We start from the raw sequence: 22,155 nt of genomic DNA, 5'->3' as shown, positions 1-22,155 counted from the left end.
GTTCTTTTTTATTTTACGGGAGGTGTCGGATCATGTATCAGTCCGGTTTGTTTGCCCCGACGATGCGGGAAGTTCCATCGGATGCCGAAGCCGCCAGCCATCGACTCATGCTGCGCGCCGGGTTCATTCGTCAGCTAGCTTCGGGGGTCTATACGTTTCTCCCGCTCGGCTGGCGCGTGCTCCGCAAGATCTCGTCCATCGTGCGCGAGGAGTTGGACCATGCCGGTGCGCAAGAGATGTTGATGTCCGCCTTGCAGCCGGCGGAGTTGTGGCGAACGTCCGGGCGATACGGGGCGTACGGCCCCGAGCTGATTCGATTCAAGGATCGCGGCGATCGTGACTTTGTGCTGGGACCGACGCACGAGGAAGTCGTTACCGCGCTGGTCGCGAGCGAAGTGAATTCCTATCGGCAGCTTCCGATGACGTTATATCAGATCCAGACGAAATTCAGGGACGAGCGGCGCCCGCGGTTTGGACTGCTGCGCGGCAGGGAGTTTCTGATGATGGACGCCTATTCGTTCGGAGCGGATCAAGAAGGACTGGATCACGCGTATCGCGTCATTTACGAAACGTACGAGCGGATTTTCGCGCGCTGCGGGTTGGAGGTGCGGGGCGTCGAGGCCGATTCGGGAACGATCGGCGGGGAGGGCGGCTCGCACGAATTCATGGCTTTGGCCGATGTCGGCGAGGATACGATCGCGTTTTGCGCGCATTGCGGATATTCGGCGAATCTGGAAAAAGCGGAGGCCGGAAGGCGGGAGGGCGTGCAGCGAACGTTTCCTGCGAACGATGAGGAGACTTCGCCGGAGCTCGTTCATACGCCTGGTGCGCGAACGATCGATCAGTTAACGGCGGCCTTGGGCGTTACAGCTGCTGAGACGATTAAAACAATGCTGTTTGTGGCGGATGGACAAGTGGCGGCTGTCGCGATTCGCGGGGATCACGGGGTGAATGAGATCAAACTCAAGCGTCTGCTCGGTACGGACACGCTGGAGATGGCGGATGCCGAGACAATCGCGGCGCTCGCCGTTGCTCCCGCGGGCTTTCTAGGTCCGGTCGGATTGGATCTGCCGCTGTGGGTCGACTTTGCCGTGGCGGATATGGCAACAGGCATAACGGGGGCGAACAAAGGGGAATTCCACCTGCGAGGCGTCGTGCCCGGACGTGACTTTTCGCTGACAAGGGTAGGCGATCTGCGCGACGCGGAGGAGGGCGACCCATGTCCGCGCTGTACGGAAGGCAGCCTCGGCTTGCGTAAGGGGATCGAGATTGGCCACGTTTTTAAACTAGGGACAAAATACAGCCTTCCGTTTCATGCGGAATTTGCGGACGCGAAGGGAGCCGCGGCGCCAGTCGTCATGGGCTGCTATGGCATCGGGATTTCCCGCATGATGTCTGCCGCCGCTGAGCAGCATCACGACGAATGGGGCTTCCGCTGGCCGGCGGCGATCGCGCCTTTTCAAGCGCATATCGTGCCCGTTTCTTGGAAGGATGCCGCGCAGAGAGCGCTCGCGGAAGAGATCCGCCGCATGCTCCAGGACAATGGCGTCGAAACGCTGCTTGACGACCGGGACGAACGCTTGGGCGTCAAGCTGAAGGATGCCGATCTGTTCGGCATCCCGCTTCGCATCGTTGTCGGCAAAAGAGCGGGCGAGGGGATCGTCGAGTATTCGGAGCGTGCGCTTCCGGAAGCTGAGGCGGTCTCCGCGGCGGATGCCGTTGAACGCTGTAAGCAGCGAGCTGCGATGACGTACCGATAGGAAATAGCTGCTGGTACTCGCGTCAGGCTGGCATGTCGGACACAGGATTCGCTATTCATGCGCAAACCGGTTGCGGACCAGCTTTAACGGACACAGGATCCGTTATCGCCGCATCGAAGCAACGATTCGAGCTTCCAGAGGCCAAATAGCGGACTCCCTGTCCCAAAGCGGCGGCCTTTTCGGCGATTGACGTAAAATAGCGGCGCCTGTGTCCATTTGTGACGCAGTCGCAGTTGTCCCCCCTCACGCTCCGCCCGCTCCGCAGCGCTGGCGATCCCGCCAACTAATCCGCCCTAATCAGCCCGTCCAGATGCGCGGATACGATCCGCATCAGCCCCGCTGGATCCAGATGCTCGGCGTAGGTCGTATAGTGGACGACCAGCCCGTCGGCGAGCGCGTGCAGCCGGCGGGCTTCGAGTTCCGGATCGATGCCGGGCCGGGCGAGGCCGCGCTCGCACAGGGAGGCGATCATGCGCTTGAAGCCTTCATACAGCGCCTCGTGAACTTCACGGCTGAGCGCGCGGATCGCGGGATCCGACACCGCCTTGCCCGCGAACGCCAGCCAGACTTCGGATTCCGCGAGGCGCTCTTCGTCGAGCGGGGCGAGCTGCGCGATGATCAGCTCGATGTCCGTTCGCGCATGTCCGGTGAGCGGCAGGGCGTCGATTCGCGCACGGACCCGTCCGATGAGGAGACGCATCGCATAGGCGAGCAAATCGTGCTGCGCGTCGAAGTAATGCCGCAGCGCGCCAAGTGTCAGGCCGGCCTCCTCCGCGACTCTTCTGACGGATGCGCTCTCGATTCCCTCACGCCGGACGAGGCGCAAGACGGCTTCGGCGATATGCTGTTTTCGTTTCTCATGATCGACGATTTTAGGCATGTACTCATTATAATACGATTGTATTATTAAAAAAAGCTGGTATAATCGAGCTTAATTAATACAACTGTATCGTAAAAGAGGGGGGCTTGCGTTGATCGGCGTCATCATCGGCTGCGAAATTGCTTTCTGGGTGCTCATTCTGGCGGGGCTGGCGTGCCGTTACCTTCTTAAATGGAAAAAGACCGGCTCCGTGCTGCTCCTGCTGACGCCGGGCGTCGACATCGTTCTGCTCGCAGTAACTGTCATTCACCTGAAACAGGGAGCCGAGGCAACTTTTGTACATGGGCTCTCCGCGGTGTATATCGGCGTCTCGATCGCGTTCGGCCACGCGATGATCCGATGGGCCGACGAACGCTTCGCCCATCGGTTCGCCGGGGGGGCGGCGCCGAAGCCCAAGGCGAGATTCGGACGCGAGCATGCGCGGCAGGAGCGCCTCGGCTGGTTCAAGCATTTGCTCGCTTGGGCGATCGGCTGCCTCTGTCTGGCCGGCATGATCTACCTTGTCGACGATGCGGACAGCACGGAGCAGCTCGTCCAGGTCATCCGGCTCTGGTCGGTCGTGCTCGGCATCGACTTTTTGATCAGCTTCAGCTACACCCTTTCTCCGAAAAAAGAGAAGCACGAGTCCTGAAAGTCCCGTGCCGGATCCCGATCATCTTTTCCCCTGTCCGCTAATAGGATGAGATAACGGCGCATAGGCCGAATCATCGGGCGAAGGGCGGGAGCGGCATGTGGATATGGCTGGCGTTTATGGTTCCGGCGTGCGCCGCGGGCTTTGTCCTTTTCCGGAAAATGACGATTCCGCAAGCATCGTCGCAGTCTTCAGATGCATTCCGACTGTCGGTCGTCATTCCGGCCAGGAACGAAGAGGAAAACTTGCCGCACCTGCTCTCGTCGCTCCGCGCGCAGCGCTATCGGCCGTACGAGATCATCGTCGTCGACGACGGTTCGACGGACCGGACAGGCCCGATCGCCGAGGCTTATGGTGCGACGCTCGTCCGCGGGCTGCCGCTGCCAGAAGGCTGGACAGGAAAAAATTGGGCGGTGTGGAACGGCTATTTGCAGTCGACGGGCGACCTGATCGCGTTTTTGGATGCGGACGTGCGGCTGGCGCCGGACGCGCTTGGCGCGCTGGTAGAAGCGAGGTCCCGGACGAACGGGGTCGTCTCCGTCGTTCCTTACCATTACACGGAAAAGCTGTACGAGCGGCTGGCGCTGGTTCCGAACCTGCTCGGCCTGTTCGCGTTTACTTCGCCGTTCGAGCGGACCAATCCGCAGAAGGGGCTGTACGGCTCCTGCATCCTGACATCGCGCGAGGACTACGAGCGGGCGAAAGGACATGAGGGCGTAAAAGCCGAGCTTCTGGACGACTTGACGCTCGGGGCGCGGTTCGTTGAGGCCGGCGTGCCCGTCACAAACTTTATCGGCCGCGGTCAGGTGTCGTTCCGCATGTATCCGGGCGGCATTCGCAGCGAGGTCGAAGGCTTCGGCAAAGGCGCCGTGCAAAGCACGGGCAAGCTCGCCAAGCCGACGGTGCTGCTCGTCGCCTTGTGGCTGGTCGGTTTGATTTGCGCTGAAGCTGCGCCATTTGTCCTTCATACGGCCGGGGCGCCCGTATGGGCGGCCGGCTATTTGCTGTACACGCTGCAGATTTACTACTTCTCCCGCCATACCGGGCGCTTCGGTCTTTGGCTGCCGGCGCTTCATCCGCTCAGCACGGCGTTTTTCCTGTATATCATGCTTTACTCGTCGTATCGCGTCCTGTTCGTCGGACATGTGCCTTGGAAAGGGAGAAAAATCCGCGTCGGGGGCGATCGCAAGTGACGGCCCTACTCTGGTCGGCGACGCTGTTCCTGTGCGGCTCGCTCATGTTCTCCTACTGGCTGGGCCTCGCAGCGCGCAGCAACCTTCGCGAGATCGGCGACGGCAATCCTGGCGCCCTGAATTTGTGGCGGGCGGCCGGCTTCGCTTACGGCGTCGTCGGCATCGCGCTCGACTTCGCCAAAGGCTTTGCGCCCGTCGCCTTCATGCTCGCCTCGGGACGCCTGCCGGGGTATGCCGCTGCCGCCGCTTCCTTGATGCCCGTGCTTGGGCATGCCTTCTCCCCGTTCCTTCGGGGAAGAGGCGGCAAAGCGATCGCGACTACGTTCGGCGTCTGGTGCGCGCTCTCGTTCGAGGGCGCGCTCGCCTATGCGGTCATCCTCGCCATCCTGCTCTTGGGCGGCCGCCTGACGCGCGGCACAAAGAAGGCGTCCGCCGAAGCGGACGCCTTCCAGGTCGTGCTGGGGATGATGATGCTGCTGGTCTACGCGCTGGCGCGGGCGTTCCCGGCGCCGATCGCCGCCTTCGCGCTCGCGAATGCGCTGCTGCTCGCCTTTACGCATCGGCGCGAGCTGCGGCGGTTGGTCGCGCGCAGGGGAGCGGACCGCATGCGTCGCTAGGACGCGGCAGCCGCGGATGTTATGAGGAATAAAGTGTAAGATCAGGAAAATAACTTCCAATGCTAACGATGGCTTATCGGTTTTCCTTGCGCTCCGTTCGAGACAGCTTCCCATGCCTCCCAAGTGGCTAAACGATCGGCATAGGTTCCACGCACCAAAGGCAGCACCCCGGCGCCTATCGCAAACCGCAGAGGCGGGTCCTGGGCGTCTACGATTTGAAGGATCGCTTCAGCCGTCGCCTTCGGATCGCCTCGTTCTTGGGTCGATAAACGAATGGACACCTGATTACGAAGTTCGGCGTAAGCTTCCAATACCTGTGATGTCTTCATGGACAAGGGGCTTCCAAAGTCGGTGGCATAGGCGCCCGGCTCGAGCAACGTGACCTTAATGCCGAAGTCTTTAACCTCTTGAGCGAGGCTATCGTGCAGTGCTTCGACTGCCCATTTGGAAGCGCAATAGAAGCCAATGAGCGGCGCTGCAACAATACCCATGGCGCTTGAGACGCCGAGAATATGCCCGCTGCCCTGCAATCGAAGCAGAGGCAGGGCAGCTTGGATGACACGAAGCGTACCAAAGTAATTGGCGTCAAATAGTTCGCGGACGTCGGATTCGTCAGCCTCCTCAGTCGTGCCAACCAGCGTGTAACCGGCATTGTTTAGAACGACGTCTAGCCTGCCGAAATGCGCGTGAGCCTGCTGAACGACAAGCTCGACCTGACGGGAATCAGTTACATCGAGCGCTAGGGGAAGAACAGCGTCTCCAAAACGTTCCTTAAGATCGACGATGCTTTCCGGTGTGCGCGCGGTCGCGGCAACCTTATCACCGCGAGAGAGTGCGGCCTCGGTCCAAATGCGCCCTAATCCGCGAGAGGCCCCTGTAATGAACCAGACTTTTTTCTCCATTGTATTCTCCTCCGATACAGATCCTGTGTGGTCGTATTTTTAAAGCTTTTGTTTCCTCTTTCACTCCTCACTAATGTTACGGCTTAGTAGCTTGATGCGGAATTTCAAATATGTTAGCATGGCATTAACTTTTGGTTTATGCAAAGGAGAGGCCTTCCTGAATGATTGAGCAAGTGAAGACTTTTGTTCAAGTGGCGGAGTCCGGAAGCTTCTCTAAGGCTGCCGAAAAGCTTTTTATTTCTTCAACCGCTGTTATGAAGCAAATGAATTTGTTGGAAAAGCAAGCCGGAGTCCCGCTTTTTATCCGCACCAACCACGGTGTCAGGCTCACAAAAGCAGGAATATCTTTTATTAAAGATGCAAAATTTATGCTGCAGTATTTTCAAGAATCTCTTATCCGTATGCATCAGTCCGCACAGACCAATCGGCATATTGTTCGAGTGGGCACTTCTATGCTTAACCCCTGTAATGTTTTGATTGATTTGTGGACTGGAATTAGCGACCTATACCCGCAATTCGGAATAAACATCGTAAATTTCGAAGATGACGCACATACACTCCCAACAACTTACCGCACGATTGGCCAATCACTCGATATCATTGCGGGGCCATTTCTTACAGATAACTTGAAGGATTACTACCGTGTGCTTGAACTGGGAAGTTACCGCGTTTGCTTTGCCGTATCTCGACAACATAGGCTAGCTTCAAGAAAACACTTTCTGTCAAAGATTTGTATGGGGAAAGATTGGCTGTAGTGAACGGCGGGGAAAGTGCCGTTATTCATGACATACGTGATTTCCTGATAATGAATCACCCTCAGATACGAATTAAGGATGTTCCGCGTCTCTATGATCTTGATGTGTTTAATCGCTGCGAGGAAAGTAATACGGTTATGCTGACATTGGAGGCCTGGGCAGATATTCATCCTTCCTTGGTGACGATCCCTAGTGATTTAGATTTCGAGGTTCCATATGGTTTGATATATCCATTACATCCATCCGAGGAAGTTGATCAATTCTTAGAAATCATAATCGAAATGCAAAGAAATGTTTGAACCTAGGTTGAGTGATGTCGAGGTGCAAAGTGTAAACGAGCTGAAGGGCAGACCGTGAACAGCCGAAAAATGGACCTGTAGTTTTTCACAGCAAACCTGAAGTTAATGAACTTCTCTCTTGTTATAACTCCATACCGGAAAATGAGACAATTGAAGTAGAATACATAAATTCAAGCAAAATAAATTGAGTCATAATTTTTAAGCCTAACGGGAGAACGTTAATTGAACGCAGACAGCGGTAGTCCAAGACATTATTTCAAAATCTTAGACTGCCGCTGTTTAATTTTTAGCTGATTTTTACCGAACAGCGTACGCCGCCGCACCGCCGCATGGGGACCGCCGGCGCTTAAGACCAATCGCCTTAGGCGCTCGTCTGCGCAATGCCTTCGCCGGCGTGCACCGGCGGGCGCTGTCTGACGATCAGCAGCATGGCGACCGTCCCGATCAAGAACAGCACGCCGGCCGCAGAGAAGATGACCTCGAGCGGAAAGGACTTCTTGAGCGCGCCGGCCGCGGACATCGAGATGACCATCATGCCGGTGAACATGGGGCTCAGCACGCCGTTGACGCGGCCGATGATCGTCGGCTTGGACCATTTGAGGATCATCGTGCTGATGCCGATGTGAATGCAAGGGAATACGAGGCCGTTGACAAACTGGACGACCAGCGTCAGCGGCACGCTCGTGGAGTAGCCGACGATCACGGTGCATACCGCGCCGAAGAACATGCCCGTAGCGAGCAGCGCCTGCGGCGGCACCTTCTGGGCGAACGCGGCCACGAGTCCGCCGCCGATGAGCATCGCGCCGCCGCTGACCATAAGCATGTATTGAAGGAAGTCCTCCGGCTTGCCGAGCCGCTCGGTGACGACGAACAGGTTGAGCGCCTGCGCGATGCCGACGGCGAGCCCGGCCAGAATGAAGGCCAGTCCGAGCATGCGGAGCACGGGGCTCTGCCAGACGTAACTGAAGCCTTCGACGAATTCCCGGCGGAAATGGCTCTCCGCGGCATTGCGCTCCTGCGGCAGGTCGGCGGGCAGCCGGACGAGCACGATCGCGGACAGCAGGAACGCGACGCCCATAACCGCGACCGACGTCTCCAGCCCAAAGCTGCTGTAGGCGAACGTGCCGAGCATGGGACCGAGCACCATGAAGATGGCCATCAGCGATTGAAAGATGGCCATGCCCTGCTGCATCTGGGCTTCCGGCACATGCTGCTTGAACAGGCGCATGCCGGACGGTTGGGAGAACTGCGACAGGATCGCGGATATAAAGGTCACGAGGTAGACGGCATGCCAGGAGCCGAAGTGAATGCTGAGCAGCACGATGAATACCGAGACGGCGGACAGCAGGTCGCACCAGACCATCGTGCGCTTCGGCTTCCAGCGGTCGGCGAAGGTGCCGCCGATGAACGAAAAGACGAAGATCGGGGCGAACTCGGCCACGCTGATGAGCGAGATGGCGTAGGGATCGTTGTCCGTTTTGGCCGCCACATACAGCAGGATCGCGAAGTTGCGGACCCAAATGCCGATTTGCAGCAGGACGTTGGACAGCAGGATGGTTTGCAGGAAGCGGCTCGACAGCAGGCCGGGCGGCTTTCCCTTGGCGGCATGGGATGCCGAATTCATAGATTCATACACTCCTTAATCTTGGCGGCGTTCTAAACGATCCGGCCGGTTTTCATTAGGTAAACGCTTCACCGGCTCGCTTTGTTGCTCGATTCTACCATAGCATACGGACGCTGCGGGCATTTCTTTTGAATTGCTCTATTTTTTGCTTTCTGCAGGGCTGCGCTCACTTCATTTCCGACCCCGGTCTGACGACATACAGGTTATATTCTCTCACATAAGGAGCCATGCCCCGATGCCGACGATGCTGGAGCACGTACTAGCCGCCATCCCCGTTTACAAGGAAACTTATACCGACGAACCCGTCGTCATCGTGATCGATCGGACCCAGGTCGTTCATTTCGAAAAAGCTTCGTTCTATCCTTCGGGCATCCCGGCCGGCACGCCGGTGTCGTCGCTGGAGGGGACGGTTATCGCAAAAGCGCTCGAGCTGGGCGTACGGATCGTGGAGGAACGGGACGCCTCGCGGTTCGGCACCGCCTACCTGTCGGTGGCGAGTCCCATCCGGGAGAACGGGGAAGTCGTCGGGGCGATCGGCTTCATCGTCCCGAACGCGCGGCTCGACTCGCTGCGCGCGGGCACGGCCGACTTGTCGGGTGTGATCGAGGAGATGTCGGCAACGGGGCAGGAAATAACGGCGGCCGGCGCGCACATCGCGGATCGGCTGCAGGAGCAGGCGTCGGAGTCGGCGCAGCTGCTCGAGCGGCTCAAGAAGGCGGGATCCGTGCTCGCCTCGGTGAAGGAGATCGCGGAGCAGAGCCAGCTGCTCGGCCTGAACGCGGCCATCGAAGCGGCGCGCGCCGGCGAGCAGGGGCTCGGCTTCGGCGTCGTCGCGACGGAGATCCGCAAGCTCGGCGAGTACAGCAAGGCGGCGGTGTCGCAGATTACCGAGCTGTTCCGGTCGATGGAGGAGAGCATCCGCGCGATGGACCGCACGGTCGGGGAGATCGCGAAGGAATCCAAGTCCGCTTCGGCGGGCATGGACGAATTCAGCAGAGCCTTCGCGCATATCGCGGAAGTCGCGGGGCAGCTGTCGGACGCGGCGAATTACGGCAAGTAACGGAAGGACGCAGGCGCGGTCCGGGCGGACTGCGGATAGCCGACCAGCTCCATGAAGCCGTAACCCGCGATGCGCGCAGGCGATTCTTCGCCGTCCCGCTCGTCGCCTTCGAAGGCGACGACGCCTTCCCAGATCGCCCGCAGCGGCCCGAGCACGGGCATCTCCTGGCGGTCCATAAGCGGCGCGACGCTGATCGTCATGCCGAAGTCGGGCAGCGAGATCGCCCAGGCGACGGGATAGTCTGCGCCCGTGTCTTCGCTTCGCCAACGCCGCAAGGGGCGGAGAACCACGCGGTTCGACGGCGTCGTCGAACCGTCCGGCCCGATCAGCCTCGCTTCGGCGCGAGCTTGGACCAGTGCTTCGCCGTCGGTTGCCGCGCCCGCGCCGGCGGGTCGCAGCCGGCTGACGAGCAGTTCGCGGCCGTCTTCCAATTGCAGCCCGAACCAGTCCCATCCCTCGCCCGTCAGCAGTCCGTAGCTGCGCCCCCATTGATGGTCGAACCAGCCTTCGCCGCGCAGCGTTTCCGCGCGGCCTTCTTCATACAGCTCTCCGTGTACCCGGCTGCGCGTCTGGGAGTAATAGCGCAAGCCGTTGAGCCCGCCTGTCTCGTCGATGACGGACAAGGGCTTGCTCGGCGCGAAGTTCAACCGGAGGCGAGCCGTATCGGCTTCCAGCTTAAGCTCGAAGCCTGCATCGCGGTCGTCTGCGAATGTCATTCGGTTCTGGCCATAGACGAGCCTGGTCGGACGTGCGTCGACGGACGAAGACGGCATGAAGCGATGCGGCGCCGGCAGCGCGTTCGCGAGCAACCGCCGGTAGACGTCCCACGTATGCCCGTCGGTCGGATGCGCCAGCAAATAGGCTGGCAGGTACACGCCGGCCATCTGGACCGCGAGCGACCGGTCGAGCGCCGAGCTGCTCTCGAACCGCGCCCTGTCCAACCGGACGAGCGAGTGAATGATATAATGTCCCTTGGGCGCCGCCCATTCTCCCACGCGGAAAAAGGAAGCCATGACGGCGTAACGTCCGCCCCTGCTCCCGGTCAGCAAGGCGTAGCAATACCACCATTCCACGTTGGACCAAGGATGGGCGCCTGCGTCCCCGGGCAAGGCGATGAGGCTGGAGCGGCTGATCATGATCGCACCCGCTTTGCTTTTTAACCAACGTATGTGGGCGCATGGGCAGGGGTGAAAGATGGTATTCTTTCGGCGATCCGATTTATAATCAAGCTAAAGCGATATACTTGGATACAGGATACGCGTCCGGTCCGGGATTATTTATGGATAAAAGGCGGGATAAGATGGTTTACGCGTTTGTCATTGAGCCTGTGAGTTACATTGCGTTCGCGGACGAAGCGGAGCAGCTGGACAAGCTGAAGGAGTGGGATCTGGTCTCCGAGAAGGCGACCAAGGCCAAGACGTTCTACTACAAAGGCAACGGACTGAAGGAAGCCTGCGGCATCGTCGGCTATGTCGATCATATGACCGCCGTCATCGAGCTCCCGAACAAGCAGAAGCATTGCATCCACCCCTCTTATTTGAAAGAAATGCAAGCGGCGAACTTCGGTCAGCGTTATGCGAGCGTCGCGGAGTCGGAGGACGCGTTCGCCGAGCGCGAGGAGACGGGAGCCGAGCCGGTCGCCGTCGCGGAGAGCCCTGCAGCCGAGATTCGCCCGAGCGCGCGGCCATCTGCGGCAGAGGACGATCGTTCGGCGGCGGACGCGTTCGCTTCGTTCGTGGCTTCGGGAGATGCGGCCCCCGCAGTCGCCGCGGCCGCTGCTGCGCCGGCCAAGGCGAAAGCCGGGGCCACGCGGTCGAAGAAGGTGCAGCTGCCCGAGGAAAAGGTCAAGCTGACGGCGACCGTCAAGGAATTTACGACGGTGCCCAACCACTTCGCGGACAACGACGACGAAGTCATCATCTACGAGTCGGTCGCGATCGCCGACACGGAGACGGAGCTGGGCGAAGCATGGTCGAGCCATAGCGCCACGCTGAAGAAGCTCGAGCTCGAGGTGGGGGACAAACTCGCGTTTGAGGCGAAGGTCGTCGCCAAGAAGCTTGCGAAGCATCCGATTCCTTACAAGATCAACAATCCGGCCAAGATCGTGAAGGCATAGACGGCAGTATCCGGAGGCGCGGGTAACCCGCGCTCTCGTTTGCATATGATCGCATCGCGCCGACCGTACCGCATCGCATTGCATCGCATTGCACGGCATCACATCGTATCGCACCACATTCGTCGCATCGCATCGTCATCCGTCCGAAACTGCACCGGAATTGTCGGACCTCTCCGTACCGATCTTGTTAATCTTGAAGGCGAAGGGAGGTTGGCGCATGAACGGACTTGACCGGTTGAACGACGGGCTGGCGTATCTCGAAGCGCATCTCGCGGACGAGGAGGCGCCGGATATCGGGGAAGCCGCTCGGCGGGCCTGCTGCGGCGAGCATCATTTTCGGCGCATGTTCGCATCGCTCGCGGGGGTGACGCTGACGGAGTATGTACGGCGCAGACGGCTGACCTTGGCCGCCTTCGAGTTGATCGGCAGCGAGGCGAGGGTCATCGACATAGCCGTGAAGTACGGCTATGGTACGGCGGATTCGTTCGCCCGCGCCTTTCAGGCGATGCATGGCTTGACGCCTTCCGAGGCGCGTCGGCTCGGCCGGCCGCTCAAGGCCTATCCGCGGATGACCTTCCGATTGACGATCGAGGGAGGCGACGAGATGAAGTATCGGTTAGTGGAAAAGGAAGCGTTTCGCATCGTCGGCATCATGAAGCGGGTGCCTTTGATCTATGAAGGCGTCAATCCGCACATCGCCGAGTTATGGGGCCGTCTGACGCCGGATTTAATCGCTGAGATTAAGGGGCTGTCCGAGATTGAGCCGGCCGGGCTGATCAGCGCCTCGGCCAACTTCTCCGAGGGAAGGAAGGACGGCGGCGAGGTCGATCAGTACATCGGCGCCGCGACGACGCGGGAATGTCCCGCGCATCTATCCGCGCTGGAGGTGGCCGCTTCGGAGTGGGCCGTATTCGAGGCGACCGGCGCGTTTCCGTCGGCCCTGCAGTCCGTCTGGGGCCGGATTTACGCCGAGTGGTTTCCGTCCTCCAGCTACGAGCTGGCGCCGGGTCCCGAGCTGCTGTGGAACGAGGGCCAGGACACGAGCAAGCCGGACTACCGGAGCGAGATCTGGATCCCGGTGCGAAGAAGGTTATAGGTTACGTACAAAGGAGTCTCCCGAACCGCGGGTAGCGGGGAGGGAGACTCCTTTGCGCTGCGCGAAGATTGCGTGCGAGCGCTGTCGAGGTGCGGGTCCGCTGCAAGCGAGAAACGAGCGTTACATAAATAGCGTGCTGCTGCATTGCCGGAATGCGGGTTGACGGAAGCTGCAAGCGTAAAAATTGCGGCTGCAGCAGCGGAATGCGGGTCGACGAGCGTGCGGGTCTGCGGAGGCTCCCCCTCAACTCCGGGCAGCGCGCGAAGTCCGATGTTGCGCAAACCATATTCGCACCATTTTCAAGCCATATTAAGAAAACAAACATCGACTCCTAAGTATACGCATTGTATGCGATTACACCTCCGAGCATAATGAGGCTATACCAAGTCAAGGGGGATTTGAACATGAATACGACCGGCAAAAAAGTGGCTGGCACCGCGATGGCGGGCTTCCTCGCCGTCAGCCTGGCAGCTTGCGGTTCTTCCAATAACGGCAACAACGGCGGCGACGCGGCGGCTTCCCCATCGGCTTCGGCCTCCACGTCCGCTTCGGCTTCGGCCAGCGCGCCTGCCTCCTCCAGCGCAGCCAGCGGCGAGAAAGTCACGATTACGTTCCAGAACATTTATCCGGACCCGACCGATCCGAAATACAACATGCTGCACAAGATCGTGAAGCAGTACGAGACCGATCACCCGAACGTCCATATCGAGCTCGACTCGCTGAACACCGACCAGCAGAAGCAGAAGCTGAAGACGCAGGCCGCCTCCAACGAGGTGCCGGACATCACGATCGTCAACCCGTCCGCGCAGATGAAGCCTTACGTCGACGCCGGCCTGTTCGCGCCGCTTAACGAGATGGTCGAGCAAAACGGCCTGAAGGACACGTTCCAATCCGGCATCCTGGACTACTATACCTTCGACGGCAATCTGTACGCGCTGCCCGACGGCAACAACATCGCGCTGCTCTACTATAACAAGGCGCTGTTCAAGCAAGCAGGCATCGACGCGCCGCCGACGACGTTCGAGGATCTCGTCGCCGACGTGAAGAAGCTGAAGGAAAAAGGCATCCAGCCGATGGCGATCGGCGAGAAGGACACCTGGACCGGCTCGTTCCTGTTCATGAACGTGCTGCTCCGCACGAACGGCGGACCGGGCTTCCTGAAGGACGTCGTCGACGGCAAAAAGACGTTCGAGGACCCGGCGTTCACGGGCGCGGTCGACGCGTTCGAGCAGCTCGTGCAAGCGGGCGCCTTCCAGGAAGGCGCGACGAGCTTCGACTACAACGCGGGCGAGAACCTGTTCAAGACGGGCAAAGCGGCCATGTACTTCATGGGCAGCTGGGCGACCGGCGGCATCGAAGTATCCGACGCGAACAAAGACGGCAACGTCGGCGTGTTCAAGTTCCCGACGGTCGGCGGCAAGGGCGATCCGAACCAGTTCATGCTGGCGCCGGGCAGCGCGTTCGCGGTATCCAAGAACAGCAAGCACCTGCCGGAGACGCTCGACTTCCTGAACTACTTCATGCTGAACTATCCGAAGGAAGCGTTCGCGGTCAAGGGCGCCGTCGGCGTCGCGCAAAAGGTGGACGGCGACTACAAGGCGGCCGGCTACTCCGACATGGCGATGGAAGTGCTCGCGATGTTCAAGGACGTCACGGGCGGCGACATCTCCTTCGACAATACGATGAACCCGGCTACCTCCCAGGCGCATCTGTCCAGCATCCAGAACCTGTTCGTCTCCAAGAAAGACGCGGCTGCGGTCGGCAAGGAGCACCAGCAGGCTTACGAAGACAACAAAGAATAATCGGCGCAGACGATAGCGGTACGGAGGGGGACGCCCGGCGCCTCCCTCCGCATCCGTATCGCCGGAGCCGCTGAAGGAGGCGTCAGCCTTGAATGTACTGAAGGTATCCCGCTGGACGATCGCGGCGTTCGTGCTGCCTTGTCTGCTGCTGTACGTCGGCCTCGTTTTCGCGCCGATCATCGTGTCCTTTTATAACGCCACCCTCAATTGGAACGGCATCGGCGTCGCCAAGCACGTCGGTCTCGACAATTTTCACCGCATGTTCACGAACGACTCGGTATTCTGGCCGTCCGTCCGGCGGACGTTCATGCTGGCCGGCTTCTCCATGCTGGTGCAGCTGCCGCTCGCGCTGTTCGTCGCCATCCTCATCAGCCGCTTCGTCCGCAAGCCTAACTTTCTCGTATCGAGCTACTTTATGCCCGTCATCCTGTCCGTCGCCGTCATCGGGCAGTTGTGGAAAACAATCTACAACCCTGCTTCGCAAGGCGGCATGATCAACCAGATCCTCATCAAGCTCGGACTGGACTCCTGGACGCACGCCTGGCTGTCGGAGCCGAAGGTGGCGATCTACGCCATCATCGTCATCGGGCTGTGGCAGTATCTGGGCTATCATATTCTCATTCAATTTACCGGAATCCAGAACATACCGGCCGATATTTACGAAGCCGCCAAGATCGACGGCGCCGAAGGCTTCAAGGCCGACCGATATATTACGCTGCCGATGATCGTGCCGATCTTCAAGATCTCCGTCGTGCTCTCGTTCATCGGCTCGCTGCAGTCGTTCGACCTCATCATGGTCACGACGGCCGGCGGACCGGCGCACGCGACGGACGTCCTGGCCAGCCATATGTACAACATCTCGATCCTGTCCCAGAAATACGGCTACGGCAGCGCCATCGCCTGCTTCCTCGTCGTCGTGTGCCTGGCTGCGACGGTCATCATCAACCTGCTCTTCAACCGCATCGAGAAGCGCTACAACTAATGCCGCCAATGCCGCGAAAATAGGAAAGGGGGCGCAACCCCATGAGCCAATCCGCCAGCATCGCCGTCCGGGAGCCTGCCGTCCAGACTCGAAGGCGCGGGTTTTCCCTCAAAAAGACGATCGTATTCGGCTTCTTCGGCGTCCTGCTCGTCACGCAGCTGTACCCGCTGCTGTGGCTGCTCATCTACTCGGTCAAGACCAACGAGGAGATTCTGTCGGGGAGCTTCTTCGCCCTGCCGGCCTCCGTGCAATGGAGCAACTATTCGAACGCGCTCGCGGGCGGCCGCTACTGGCACTACCTGCTCAACAGCGTGATCGTGACCTCGGTCACGATGGTCTGCGTCATTCTGCTCGCGTCGCTCGCCGCCTTCGCGATTACGCGTTTTCGCTGGAAGTACGGCCATATCGTCATGCTGATCTTCCTGATGGGCCTCATGATCCCGCTGCAGAGCACGCTGCTGCCGCTCATGCTCATTTTCAAAAACATCCACGTCCTGAACACGCGCTGGGCGATGATCCTGCCCTATATCGCGTTCCAGATCCCGATCGCCGTCTTCATTATGAGCGGCTTTCTACGCACGATTCCGCACGAGATCGAGGAGTCGGCCATCATGGACGGGGCGAACGTGCTGCGCATTTTCCGCAGCATCATCCTGCCGGTATCGGTGCCGCCGATCATGACGGTATGCATCCTGACGTTCATCAACGTGTGGAACGAATACATTCTCGCCGCCACGTTCATCTCCAAGGAAGCGCTCAAGACGCTGCCGTTCGGCGTGTACAGCTTCGTCAGCCAATACTCGGTCAACTACGGGGCGATCGGCGCCTTCCTCGTGCTCGGAGCGCTGCCGGTCATCCTCGTCTACTTCCTGCTGGCCGAGAAAATAACGAAAGGCATGGTAGCGGGCGCGGTTAAGGGATAAGATGAGAGAATGAGAAAAAGATTCCAGTCCATCCATGGCCGCTTGTTCCTGATCTTCCTCTTCAGCATGCTCGGGCTTCTGCTCATCGTCAGCCTCGTCTACTATCAGCGGGCGACCGAACAGATCAGGGACAAGGTCGGCGTCATCGCGAAAAAAAACATATCGCAAACGGTCGGTCTGTTCGAGCTCATGCTCAAAGGCTACGACAGCGTCACCAAGTCGCTCAACAGCAACAACGAGCTGATGCAGCTGCTGCAGCAGAAGACGCCCGCGGGCTCCCCGGAAGTAAGCTCTGTCAACCGGGAGCGGCAGATCACCGATATTCTGGGCGCGATCTTCTATTCGCGGAGCGATATCGTCGGCATCCACGTCATCTCGAGCCAGGGCAAGGTGTACAGCTTCGACCGCTCGATCGGATCTTCGACGCGGGATTACAAGATGACGGACTGGTATGCCGAGCTGCAAAAGTCCAAGGGGGATATGCGCTGGCTGGGCGTATACCCGCAGGCGCCGATGAGCGGCGGCATCGACAGCCCGGTGTTCGCGTTCGGCCGCCAGCTGTTCGAGCTCAGCACGATGAAGTCGGTCGGCTATGTGCTGATCGAGACGGAGGAGGACCCGATCCTCTCGGCGCTCTCCAACGCCAGCATCGGGCCGGGCAGCAGTGTCGTCATCCGCGATTCGGCCGGAAACGTGATTGTCCGGACCAGGCCGGAGGTGGATGGTTCCGAGGCGGAGGCATTGCCCGCCGACTGGCCGGGCGCGCTGAAGAAAAGCGAGGTCGCCGTCCGCGACCGCAAGGACGCGCTGCTGACGGCGGCCCGGATCGGCACGGCGGACTGGACGGTTATCGGCGTGACGCCGAAGCGCGACCTGAAGCTGGAGCTGAAGCAGACGCAGCGGTTCCTGCTCACGGTCGTCATCCTGCTCGTCGCGGCGGCCACGGCGCTGGCGACGCTCGTGTCGCGCTCGTTCTCCTCGCCGTTCAAGCGGCTGATTCAGCAAATGAAGCAGGTCGAGTTAGGGAACTTTCAGGGGCGGGTCCGCGTCCATTCCTATCAGGAGCTCAACGTGCTCGTGGGCTCTTTCAACCGGATGGTCCAGCAGATGGACAACTTGATCGAACGAGAAAAGCTGCTGTCGATCAGCGAGAAAAACGCCCAGCTGCAGGCGCTCCAGTCTCAGGTCAACCCGCACTTTTTGTTTAACACGCTCGACATGATCTATTGGCTGCTCGACGAGCGGGAGAACGACCGGCTTGGGCGCCTGATCCTGGCGCTTTCTCGGATTTTTCGGTACAGCAGTGACTGGGAAGAGGCCTCGCGCGCGCCGCTCCGGCTTGAGCTCGAGCAGCTGCGCCACTATCTCACCATTATCGAGACGCGGCTCGGCGGTCGCGTTAATACCGAGATCGAGGTGGAGGAGCGCTGGCTCGGCGCCCAGGTGCCGAAGATGATCCTGCAGCCGATCGTGGAGAACGCCGTGAAGTACGGGCTTGAGCCGCTAAGCCGAGAAGGCGTGCTACGGATTTGCTCGGAGGAGACGGAGGACGCGCTCGTCATCGTCGTCGAGGACAATGGCGTCGGCATGGACGAGGAGACGCTGCTTCGCATCCGGCAGTCGTTGGAGGATGCGGCCGCGGCGCCGGCCCGGCAGGAGGATGCCGCAGGACGCCGGGGTATCGGGCTCGCGAACGTGCACCGCCGCATTGCGCTGATGTACGGGGAAGGGTTCGGGCTTCGTATCGAGAGCGAATGCGAGCGCGGCACGAAGATTATGGTTTCGTTTCCGAAACCCGCAGAAGAGGGGGATTCTTGATGAATATTCTCGTCGTCGACGACGAGGAAGTCATCCGCAGCGGCATCGAGCGGACGATCTCCCGCGGTTTCCCCGAGCATCGCGTCCTGCTCGCGGGGAATCCGGAAGAAGCCGTACAAGCGCTTCGGACCAAGCATGTCGATCTGGTGCTGACCGACGTGCTGATGCCCGGCATGACGGGACTTGAGCTGATGGCATTTTCCCGTCGCATGCAGCCGCAGGTGAAGTGGGTCGTCATCTCGGCGCATTCGGAGTTCGCGTACGCGCAGGAGGCCGTGCGGCTCGGCGCCAGGGACTATATGCTCAAGCCGATCGGCAAGGAGTCGCTAATCGGACTGATCGACGAGCTTGCGCGCGAGATCGCGGAGGAGAGCGAGCGCAACAAAGAAGCCGACCTGATGAAGCGCAATCTGCGGTTCCTTCGGGAAGGCGTATTCGCGCGTTGGGCGTCCGGTCTCGACCTGGGCGGCATCGATATCGCGCCGTTCACGGAGAGCCACCCGTACTTCAACCTGCTTATGGTGCGTCTGGACAGCGATGCCGATACGAAGCTGGAGCACTTCATCGTAGAGAACGTGCTGACCGAGCTGATGGATTCCGCCGGCAAAGGCTTCGTCGCGAGCATTGACGCGCACAGCCTGCTTGGACTCGTGACGCTGCGGGAGGAAGCTGGGCTCGGCCTGCTCGTCGACAAGCTCCGCACCCATCTGAAGCGTTACTTGAAAACGCCGTTCCAGGTGCTGCATTCGGGGCGCATCGACGATCTGGCAGCCGTGCCCGGCGAGGTGCGCCGCATGCGAAGCGCATCGTCCGCGCAGGTGTACGATCACTACGCGAGCGGGGGAGAAAAGGCGATCGAGGTCGCGGTTCAGTACATCCATACGCATTTCGGCGAGGAGATCGGACTGGAGAAAGTGGCGTCGATCGTGTACCTGAACCCGGTCTATTTCAGCCAGCTGTTCAAGCAGAAGGCGGGGACGGGCTTCAAGGAGTACGTCACCAACCTGCGAATCTCGCGTGCGATGGAGCTGCTGGGCGGCTCGGAGCTGAAGATCGGCGATATCGCGGAGCGGGTCGGCTATCCGGACGTGCGCCACTTCTCCCAGGTATTCCGCAAGAAGGCGGGCTGCACGCCGTCCGAGTACAGGCAGGAAATGAAAGGCGGCGCCGCAATTGAATGCGGACATTCGCAGGAGGCAAGCGGGCGGGAGGAGCGCGGGACGGAGGATGAAGAGAGGCAGGAGTAGGAGGATGTGCAAAGGAACCCAATCCACTGAAGCGACCTAGCCGCCACCAATCTTACTAAACCGTCAAGCGCATCCAATCACCGAAGCCACCGAAGCCACCGAAGCCACCGAAACCACCGAAACCACCGAAACCACCGAAACCATCGAAGCCACCGAAGCCTTCCAGTCCTCCCCGCAGCGGACATAGCATCCGCTATTTCGCCGCAAAGCGCTTAAAATCAAGCCTTACGGACACCAGATTCTTTATTTATGCAGTTAGCGTTTCATTGCGCTTCATTTTAAGCAATAGCGGATGCTGTGTCCGTTTTATTCGTCGACGCAGCTTCGATGACCAGTAAAAGTTTGTTTGATTCAGCCAAATCGATTGACATCCATTCCCCGCGTGAATTAAGCTATCCGTGTAAAATCTTATATTTGCGGATGACGATGGCAGGGAGAGACTGCGCCGACGGCGCGGCACCGAAGGAGCAAGTCCGCGGCCGGCCCGCCGCAGGATCAAACTTTCAGGTAAAAGTACCGCCATCCGACGCGCCTCTGGAGAGAGCGAACAGCCACCAAAGGGGTAAGGGCGGAGCGAACGCCCCGTCTAATCTCTCAGGTACCCGGGACAGAGCATACGGCAGCTTGCCGTTGCTCTGTCCTTTTTTGCCGTTCGGCGCTTATTGCGGCAGGCAGCGGTGCGACCTTAAACGAGAGGATGACGAAGATGAGCGAGATCAAGGCTGGTTTGGGTTACACGGAGGAGCATGAGTGGGCGGAGGCGACGGCGAGCGTCATTCGGGTTGGCATCACCGATTATGCGCAGAGTCTGCTCGGAGACATCGTCTTTGTCGAGCTGCCCGGAGTAGGCGATGCGCTCGCGGCGAATCAGCCGATGGGGACGATCGAGTCGGTCAAGACGGTGTCGGATCTGTTCAGCCCGGTGGACGGAAAAGTCGTACGCGTGAACGAGGAGCTGCTGACTGCGCCGGAGAAGGTCAACGCGGACCCCTACGGAGAAGGCTGGATCGTCGAAGTCGAGGTGGATGGCGATCCCGCGGAGGCGGTCGGCGGTCTGATGGATGCCGGGCAATACGAGACATTCCTCGCGAGCAAGTAGCCAGACTTTTACGCAGACGATCAATGACTGAAGCTGTAAGCTCGGAACGGCCTGCTTCATGATGCGGGGATAAAATATCGCCTTCTGTAAACCAGTAGCTAAATGCCTGCATCCGTGCAGGCTTTCAGCCGATTTGACGAGCGGAAGCGAAAATGCCTGCAAATCAGCATCTATTTAGCTGTGAAACCCGAAAATCACAAAGGGAAAGAGATCAAAGCCTGCAGATTCGCATCTTTTTATTGTTCGAAGTCTGTCATGTAGAAAAAGGATGTAAATTTGCAGGCATTCATCTGTTCCCCTCCGGCAGGCGAATCGCGCTCACGGGAGGCATTGTCCGATCGCGCATCGCTGCCGGCGTCACTCTGGAATTTGGCGCGGTCTGTAATGCGTTCAGACGGTCGGCGTCAGGCCGCTAACTGTATAGGCTACTGCCAAAGAACCGCCAGGCGATCTTCCCTGGCGGCTTTTTCCTATGTCTGCTTTCAAATATCTCCGAATTACTTCCCATCCTTCGCCGCGCCGGCCAGCCTCATCAGCTGCGCGATCTCCTGATCGTGGCTGCCGGACGTCCCGTCCGCGCCTTGCGACCGCAAGCGGTCGATCAGCGCGACGGCCTCGGGGCCGGCGACGGTGACGATGCGTTCGCCGAAGCCGCGGTCTTTCAGCCATTGCTCGGCTGCGGCCAGCGTATCCGTCCTGTCCGTGTCGACTGAGCGTATGCCGATGCCGCCGTGCGGACCGGGCTCCGGTCCTTTGCCGGACAGGCCGCCGGTATTGCTCAGCAGCTTGCGCTGAAGGTGATCCGTCGAGGACGCGGACGGTCCCCGGTCCTTGGCCGCGAGGAACACCGTATCGTTTGCCACGAGCACGCGAACGCCTGCCAACCCTGCGCCGGCAAGCTCGGCCTCCAGGTCCGACGAGGCGCCGCGCCCGCGCAGCCCCGAGCTGCCGATCCGGCTCAGCACGCCGCTGCCCATGCCTTGTCCCGACGCGCCGTATTGGTTGGTCGTCCTCGTCTTCTCCCGGTCGACGCTCGGGATGACCGCCGGATCGTGCTGTCCGGCGATCTGCGGCCGCTGCACGGAGTGCAGCTTCAGCCGGTCGTCTACGATGCGCTGCGCGTCTGCCGCTTGCTTGACCGACTGCTCGCGCAAGCTGTGGCTCTGGCAGGCGGCCAGCGTCAGTACGCTTGCGGCGCAAGCGATCGCGAGCATCCGGCGCTTTGTTGCGATTGCGGTTGCCATGGCGAATCTCCACCTTATATTGGATTGGTTTGAAGTTAGCATAGCCAGCCGCCCGGAATGCATAAGGACTTAATTTTGGAAAAAACTAATCGGGAAAATCCGGAACG

19 protein-coding genes and 2 riboswitches are annotated in these 22,155 nt (G+C 59.8%); of the genes, 14 read left to right on the top strand and 5 right to left on the bottom strand.

Annotated features, from left to right (window positions below):
- Positions 1-32 precede the first annotated feature (32 nt).
- Positions 33-1,760 carry a proline--tRNA ligase gene (locus tag KB449_RS27335; protein WP_282911393.1) on the top strand — a complete coding sequence of 576 codons (1,728 nt, stop codon included), beginning with the start codon at positions 33-35 and terminating at the stop codon, positions 1,758-1,760.
- A 283-nt stretch (positions 1,761-2,043) separates the two neighbouring features.
- Here the strand turns inward: KB449_RS27335 and KB449_RS27330 are convergent, their stop codons facing one another.
- Positions 2,044-2,640 carry a TetR/AcrR family transcriptional regulator gene (locus tag KB449_RS27330; protein WP_282911392.1) on the bottom strand — a complete coding sequence of 199 codons (597 nt, stop codon included), beginning with the start codon at positions 2,638-2,640 and terminating at the stop codon, positions 2,044-2,046.
- A gap of 91 nt (positions 2,641-2,731) precedes the next feature.
- Between KB449_RS27330 and KB449_RS27325 the strand changes: the two genes are divergently transcribed.
- The 3 genes from KB449_RS27325 to KB449_RS27315 all read left to right on the top strand — a co-directional run bounded on the left by KB449_RS27325 (position 2,732) and on the right by KB449_RS27315 (position 5,081).
- Positions 2,732-3,271, top strand: coding sequence for a hypothetical protein (locus tag KB449_RS27325; RefSeq protein WP_282911391.1), 540 nt, complete (start codon positions 2,732-2,734; stop codon positions 3,269-3,271).
- Between the two features lie 98 nt (positions 3,272-3,369).
- Positions 3,370-4,464 carry a glycosyltransferase family 2 protein gene (locus KB449_RS27320; RefSeq protein ID WP_282911390.1) on the top strand — a complete coding sequence of 365 codons (1,095 nt, stop codon included), beginning with the start codon at positions 3,370-3,372 and terminating at the stop codon, positions 4,462-4,464.
- Positions 4,461-5,081 (top strand): glycerol-3-phosphate acyltransferase, encoded by a 621-nt coding sequence (locus tag KB449_RS27315; protein WP_282911389.1) that lies wholly within the window; start codon positions 4,461-4,463, stop codon positions 5,079-5,081. The genes KB449_RS27320 and KB449_RS27315 overlap by 4 nt, the downstream gene beginning before the upstream one ends.
- Positions 5,082-5,143: 62 nt before the next feature.
- On the opposite strand, the gene KB449_RS27310 is transcribed toward KB449_RS27315, so the two are convergent.
- On the bottom strand, positions 5,144-5,983 hold the full coding sequence (locus KB449_RS27310) for an SDR family NAD(P)-dependent oxidoreductase (protein WP_282911388.1): 840 nt from the start codon (positions 5,981-5,983) through the stop codon (positions 5,144-5,146).
- Between the two features lie 161 nt (positions 5,984-6,144).
- Here KB449_RS27310 and KB449_RS27305 point away from each other — a divergent pair, with 161 nt between their 5' ends.
- A complete protein-coding gene (locus KB449_RS27305; RefSeq protein ID WP_282911387.1) occupies positions 6,145-6,738 on the top strand; it encodes a LysR family transcriptional regulator in 594 nt (197 codons plus the stop codon).
- Between the two features lie 660 nt (positions 6,739-7,398).
- Here the strand turns inward: KB449_RS27305 and KB449_RS27300 are convergent.
- Complete coding sequence (locus KB449_RS27300) at positions 7,399-8,661, bottom strand: MFS transporter (RefSeq protein ID WP_282911386.1); 1,263 nt, start codon at positions 8,659-8,661, stop codon at positions 7,399-7,401.
- Positions 8,662-8,896: 235 nt separating this feature from the next.
- On the opposite strand from KB449_RS27300, the gene KB449_RS27295 reads away from it, so the two are divergent.
- The gene (locus KB449_RS27295) at positions 8,897-9,721 is read left to right on the top strand and encodes a methyl-accepting chemotaxis protein (RefSeq protein ID WP_282911385.1); all 825 of its coding nucleotides are present in this window, start codon (positions 8,897-8,899) and stop codon (positions 9,719-9,721) included.
- On the opposite strand, the gene KB449_RS27290 is transcribed toward KB449_RS27295, so the two are convergent.
- Entirely contained in the window at positions 9,709-10,857 is a 1,149-nt protein-coding gene (locus tag KB449_RS27290; RefSeq protein WP_282911384.1) for a lipocalin-like domain-containing protein, read from the bottom strand. The genes KB449_RS27295 and KB449_RS27290 overlap by 13 nt on opposite strands.
- Positions 10,858-11,021: 164 nt before the next feature.
- Here KB449_RS27290 and KB449_RS27285 point away from each other — a divergent pair, with 164 nt between their 5' ends.
- From KB449_RS27285 to gcvH, 8 genes are all read left to right on the top strand, one after another.
- Entirely contained in the window at positions 11,022-11,837 is an 816-nt protein-coding gene (locus KB449_RS27285) for a hypothetical protein (RefSeq protein WP_282911383.1), read from the top strand.
- A 217-nt stretch (positions 11,838-12,054) separates the two neighbouring features.
- Positions 12,055-12,933, top strand: coding sequence for an AraC family transcriptional regulator (locus tag KB449_RS27280; protein WP_282911382.1), 879 nt, complete (start codon positions 12,055-12,057; stop codon positions 12,931-12,933).
- Between the two features lie 404 nt (positions 12,934-13,337).
- A complete protein-coding gene (locus KB449_RS27275; protein WP_282911381.1) occupies positions 13,338-14,735 on the top strand; it encodes an extracellular solute-binding protein in 1,398 nt (465 codons plus the stop codon).
- 88 nt (positions 14,736-14,823) lie between these two features.
- A complete protein-coding gene (locus KB449_RS27270; RefSeq protein ID WP_282911380.1) occupies positions 14,824-15,717 on the top strand; it encodes a carbohydrate ABC transporter permease in 894 nt (297 codons plus the stop codon).
- 41 nt (positions 15,718-15,758) lie between these two features.
- A complete protein-coding gene (locus KB449_RS27265) occupies positions 15,759-16,640 on the top strand; it encodes a carbohydrate ABC transporter permease (RefSeq protein ID WP_282911379.1) in 882 nt (293 codons plus the stop codon).
- Between the two features lie 9 nt (positions 16,641-16,649).
- Positions 16,650-18,458, top strand: coding sequence for a cache domain-containing sensor histidine kinase (locus KB449_RS27260; RefSeq protein ID WP_282911378.1), 1,809 nt, complete (start codon positions 16,650-16,652; stop codon positions 18,456-18,458).
- The gene (locus tag KB449_RS27255) at positions 18,458-19,705 is read left to right on the top strand and encodes a response regulator (protein WP_282911377.1); all 1,248 of its coding nucleotides are present in this window, start codon (positions 18,458-18,460) and stop codon (positions 19,703-19,705) included. The genes KB449_RS27260 and KB449_RS27255 overlap by 1 nt, the downstream gene beginning before the upstream one ends.
- Positions 19,706-20,125: 420 nt before the next feature.
- Positions 20,126-20,234, top strand: a riboswitch (glycine riboswitch).
- A gap of 3 nt (positions 20,235-20,237) precedes the next feature.
- Positions 20,238-20,318, top strand: a riboswitch (glycine riboswitch).
- 93 nt (positions 20,319-20,411) lie between these two features.
- Complete coding sequence (gene gcvH / locus KB449_RS27250) at positions 20,412-20,804, top strand: glycine cleavage system protein GcvH (protein WP_282911376.1); 393 nt, start codon at positions 20,412-20,414, stop codon at positions 20,802-20,804.
- A 497-nt stretch (positions 20,805-21,301) separates the two neighbouring features.
- Here gcvH and KB449_RS27245 read toward each other — a convergent pair whose 3' ends face one another.
- Complete coding sequence (locus tag KB449_RS27245; RefSeq protein ID WP_282911375.1) at positions 21,302-22,048, bottom strand: hypothetical protein; 747 nt, start codon at positions 22,046-22,048, stop codon at positions 21,302-21,304.
- Positions 22,049-22,155 lie beyond the last annotated feature (107 nt).

The organism is Cohnella hashimotonis (assembly GCF_030014955.1).
GTDB classification, from domain to species: Bacteria; Bacillota; Bacilli; order Paenibacillales; family Paenibacillaceae; genus Cohnella; species Cohnella hashimotonis.
This window is presented reverse-complemented; position numbering and strand designations above follow the sequence as displayed.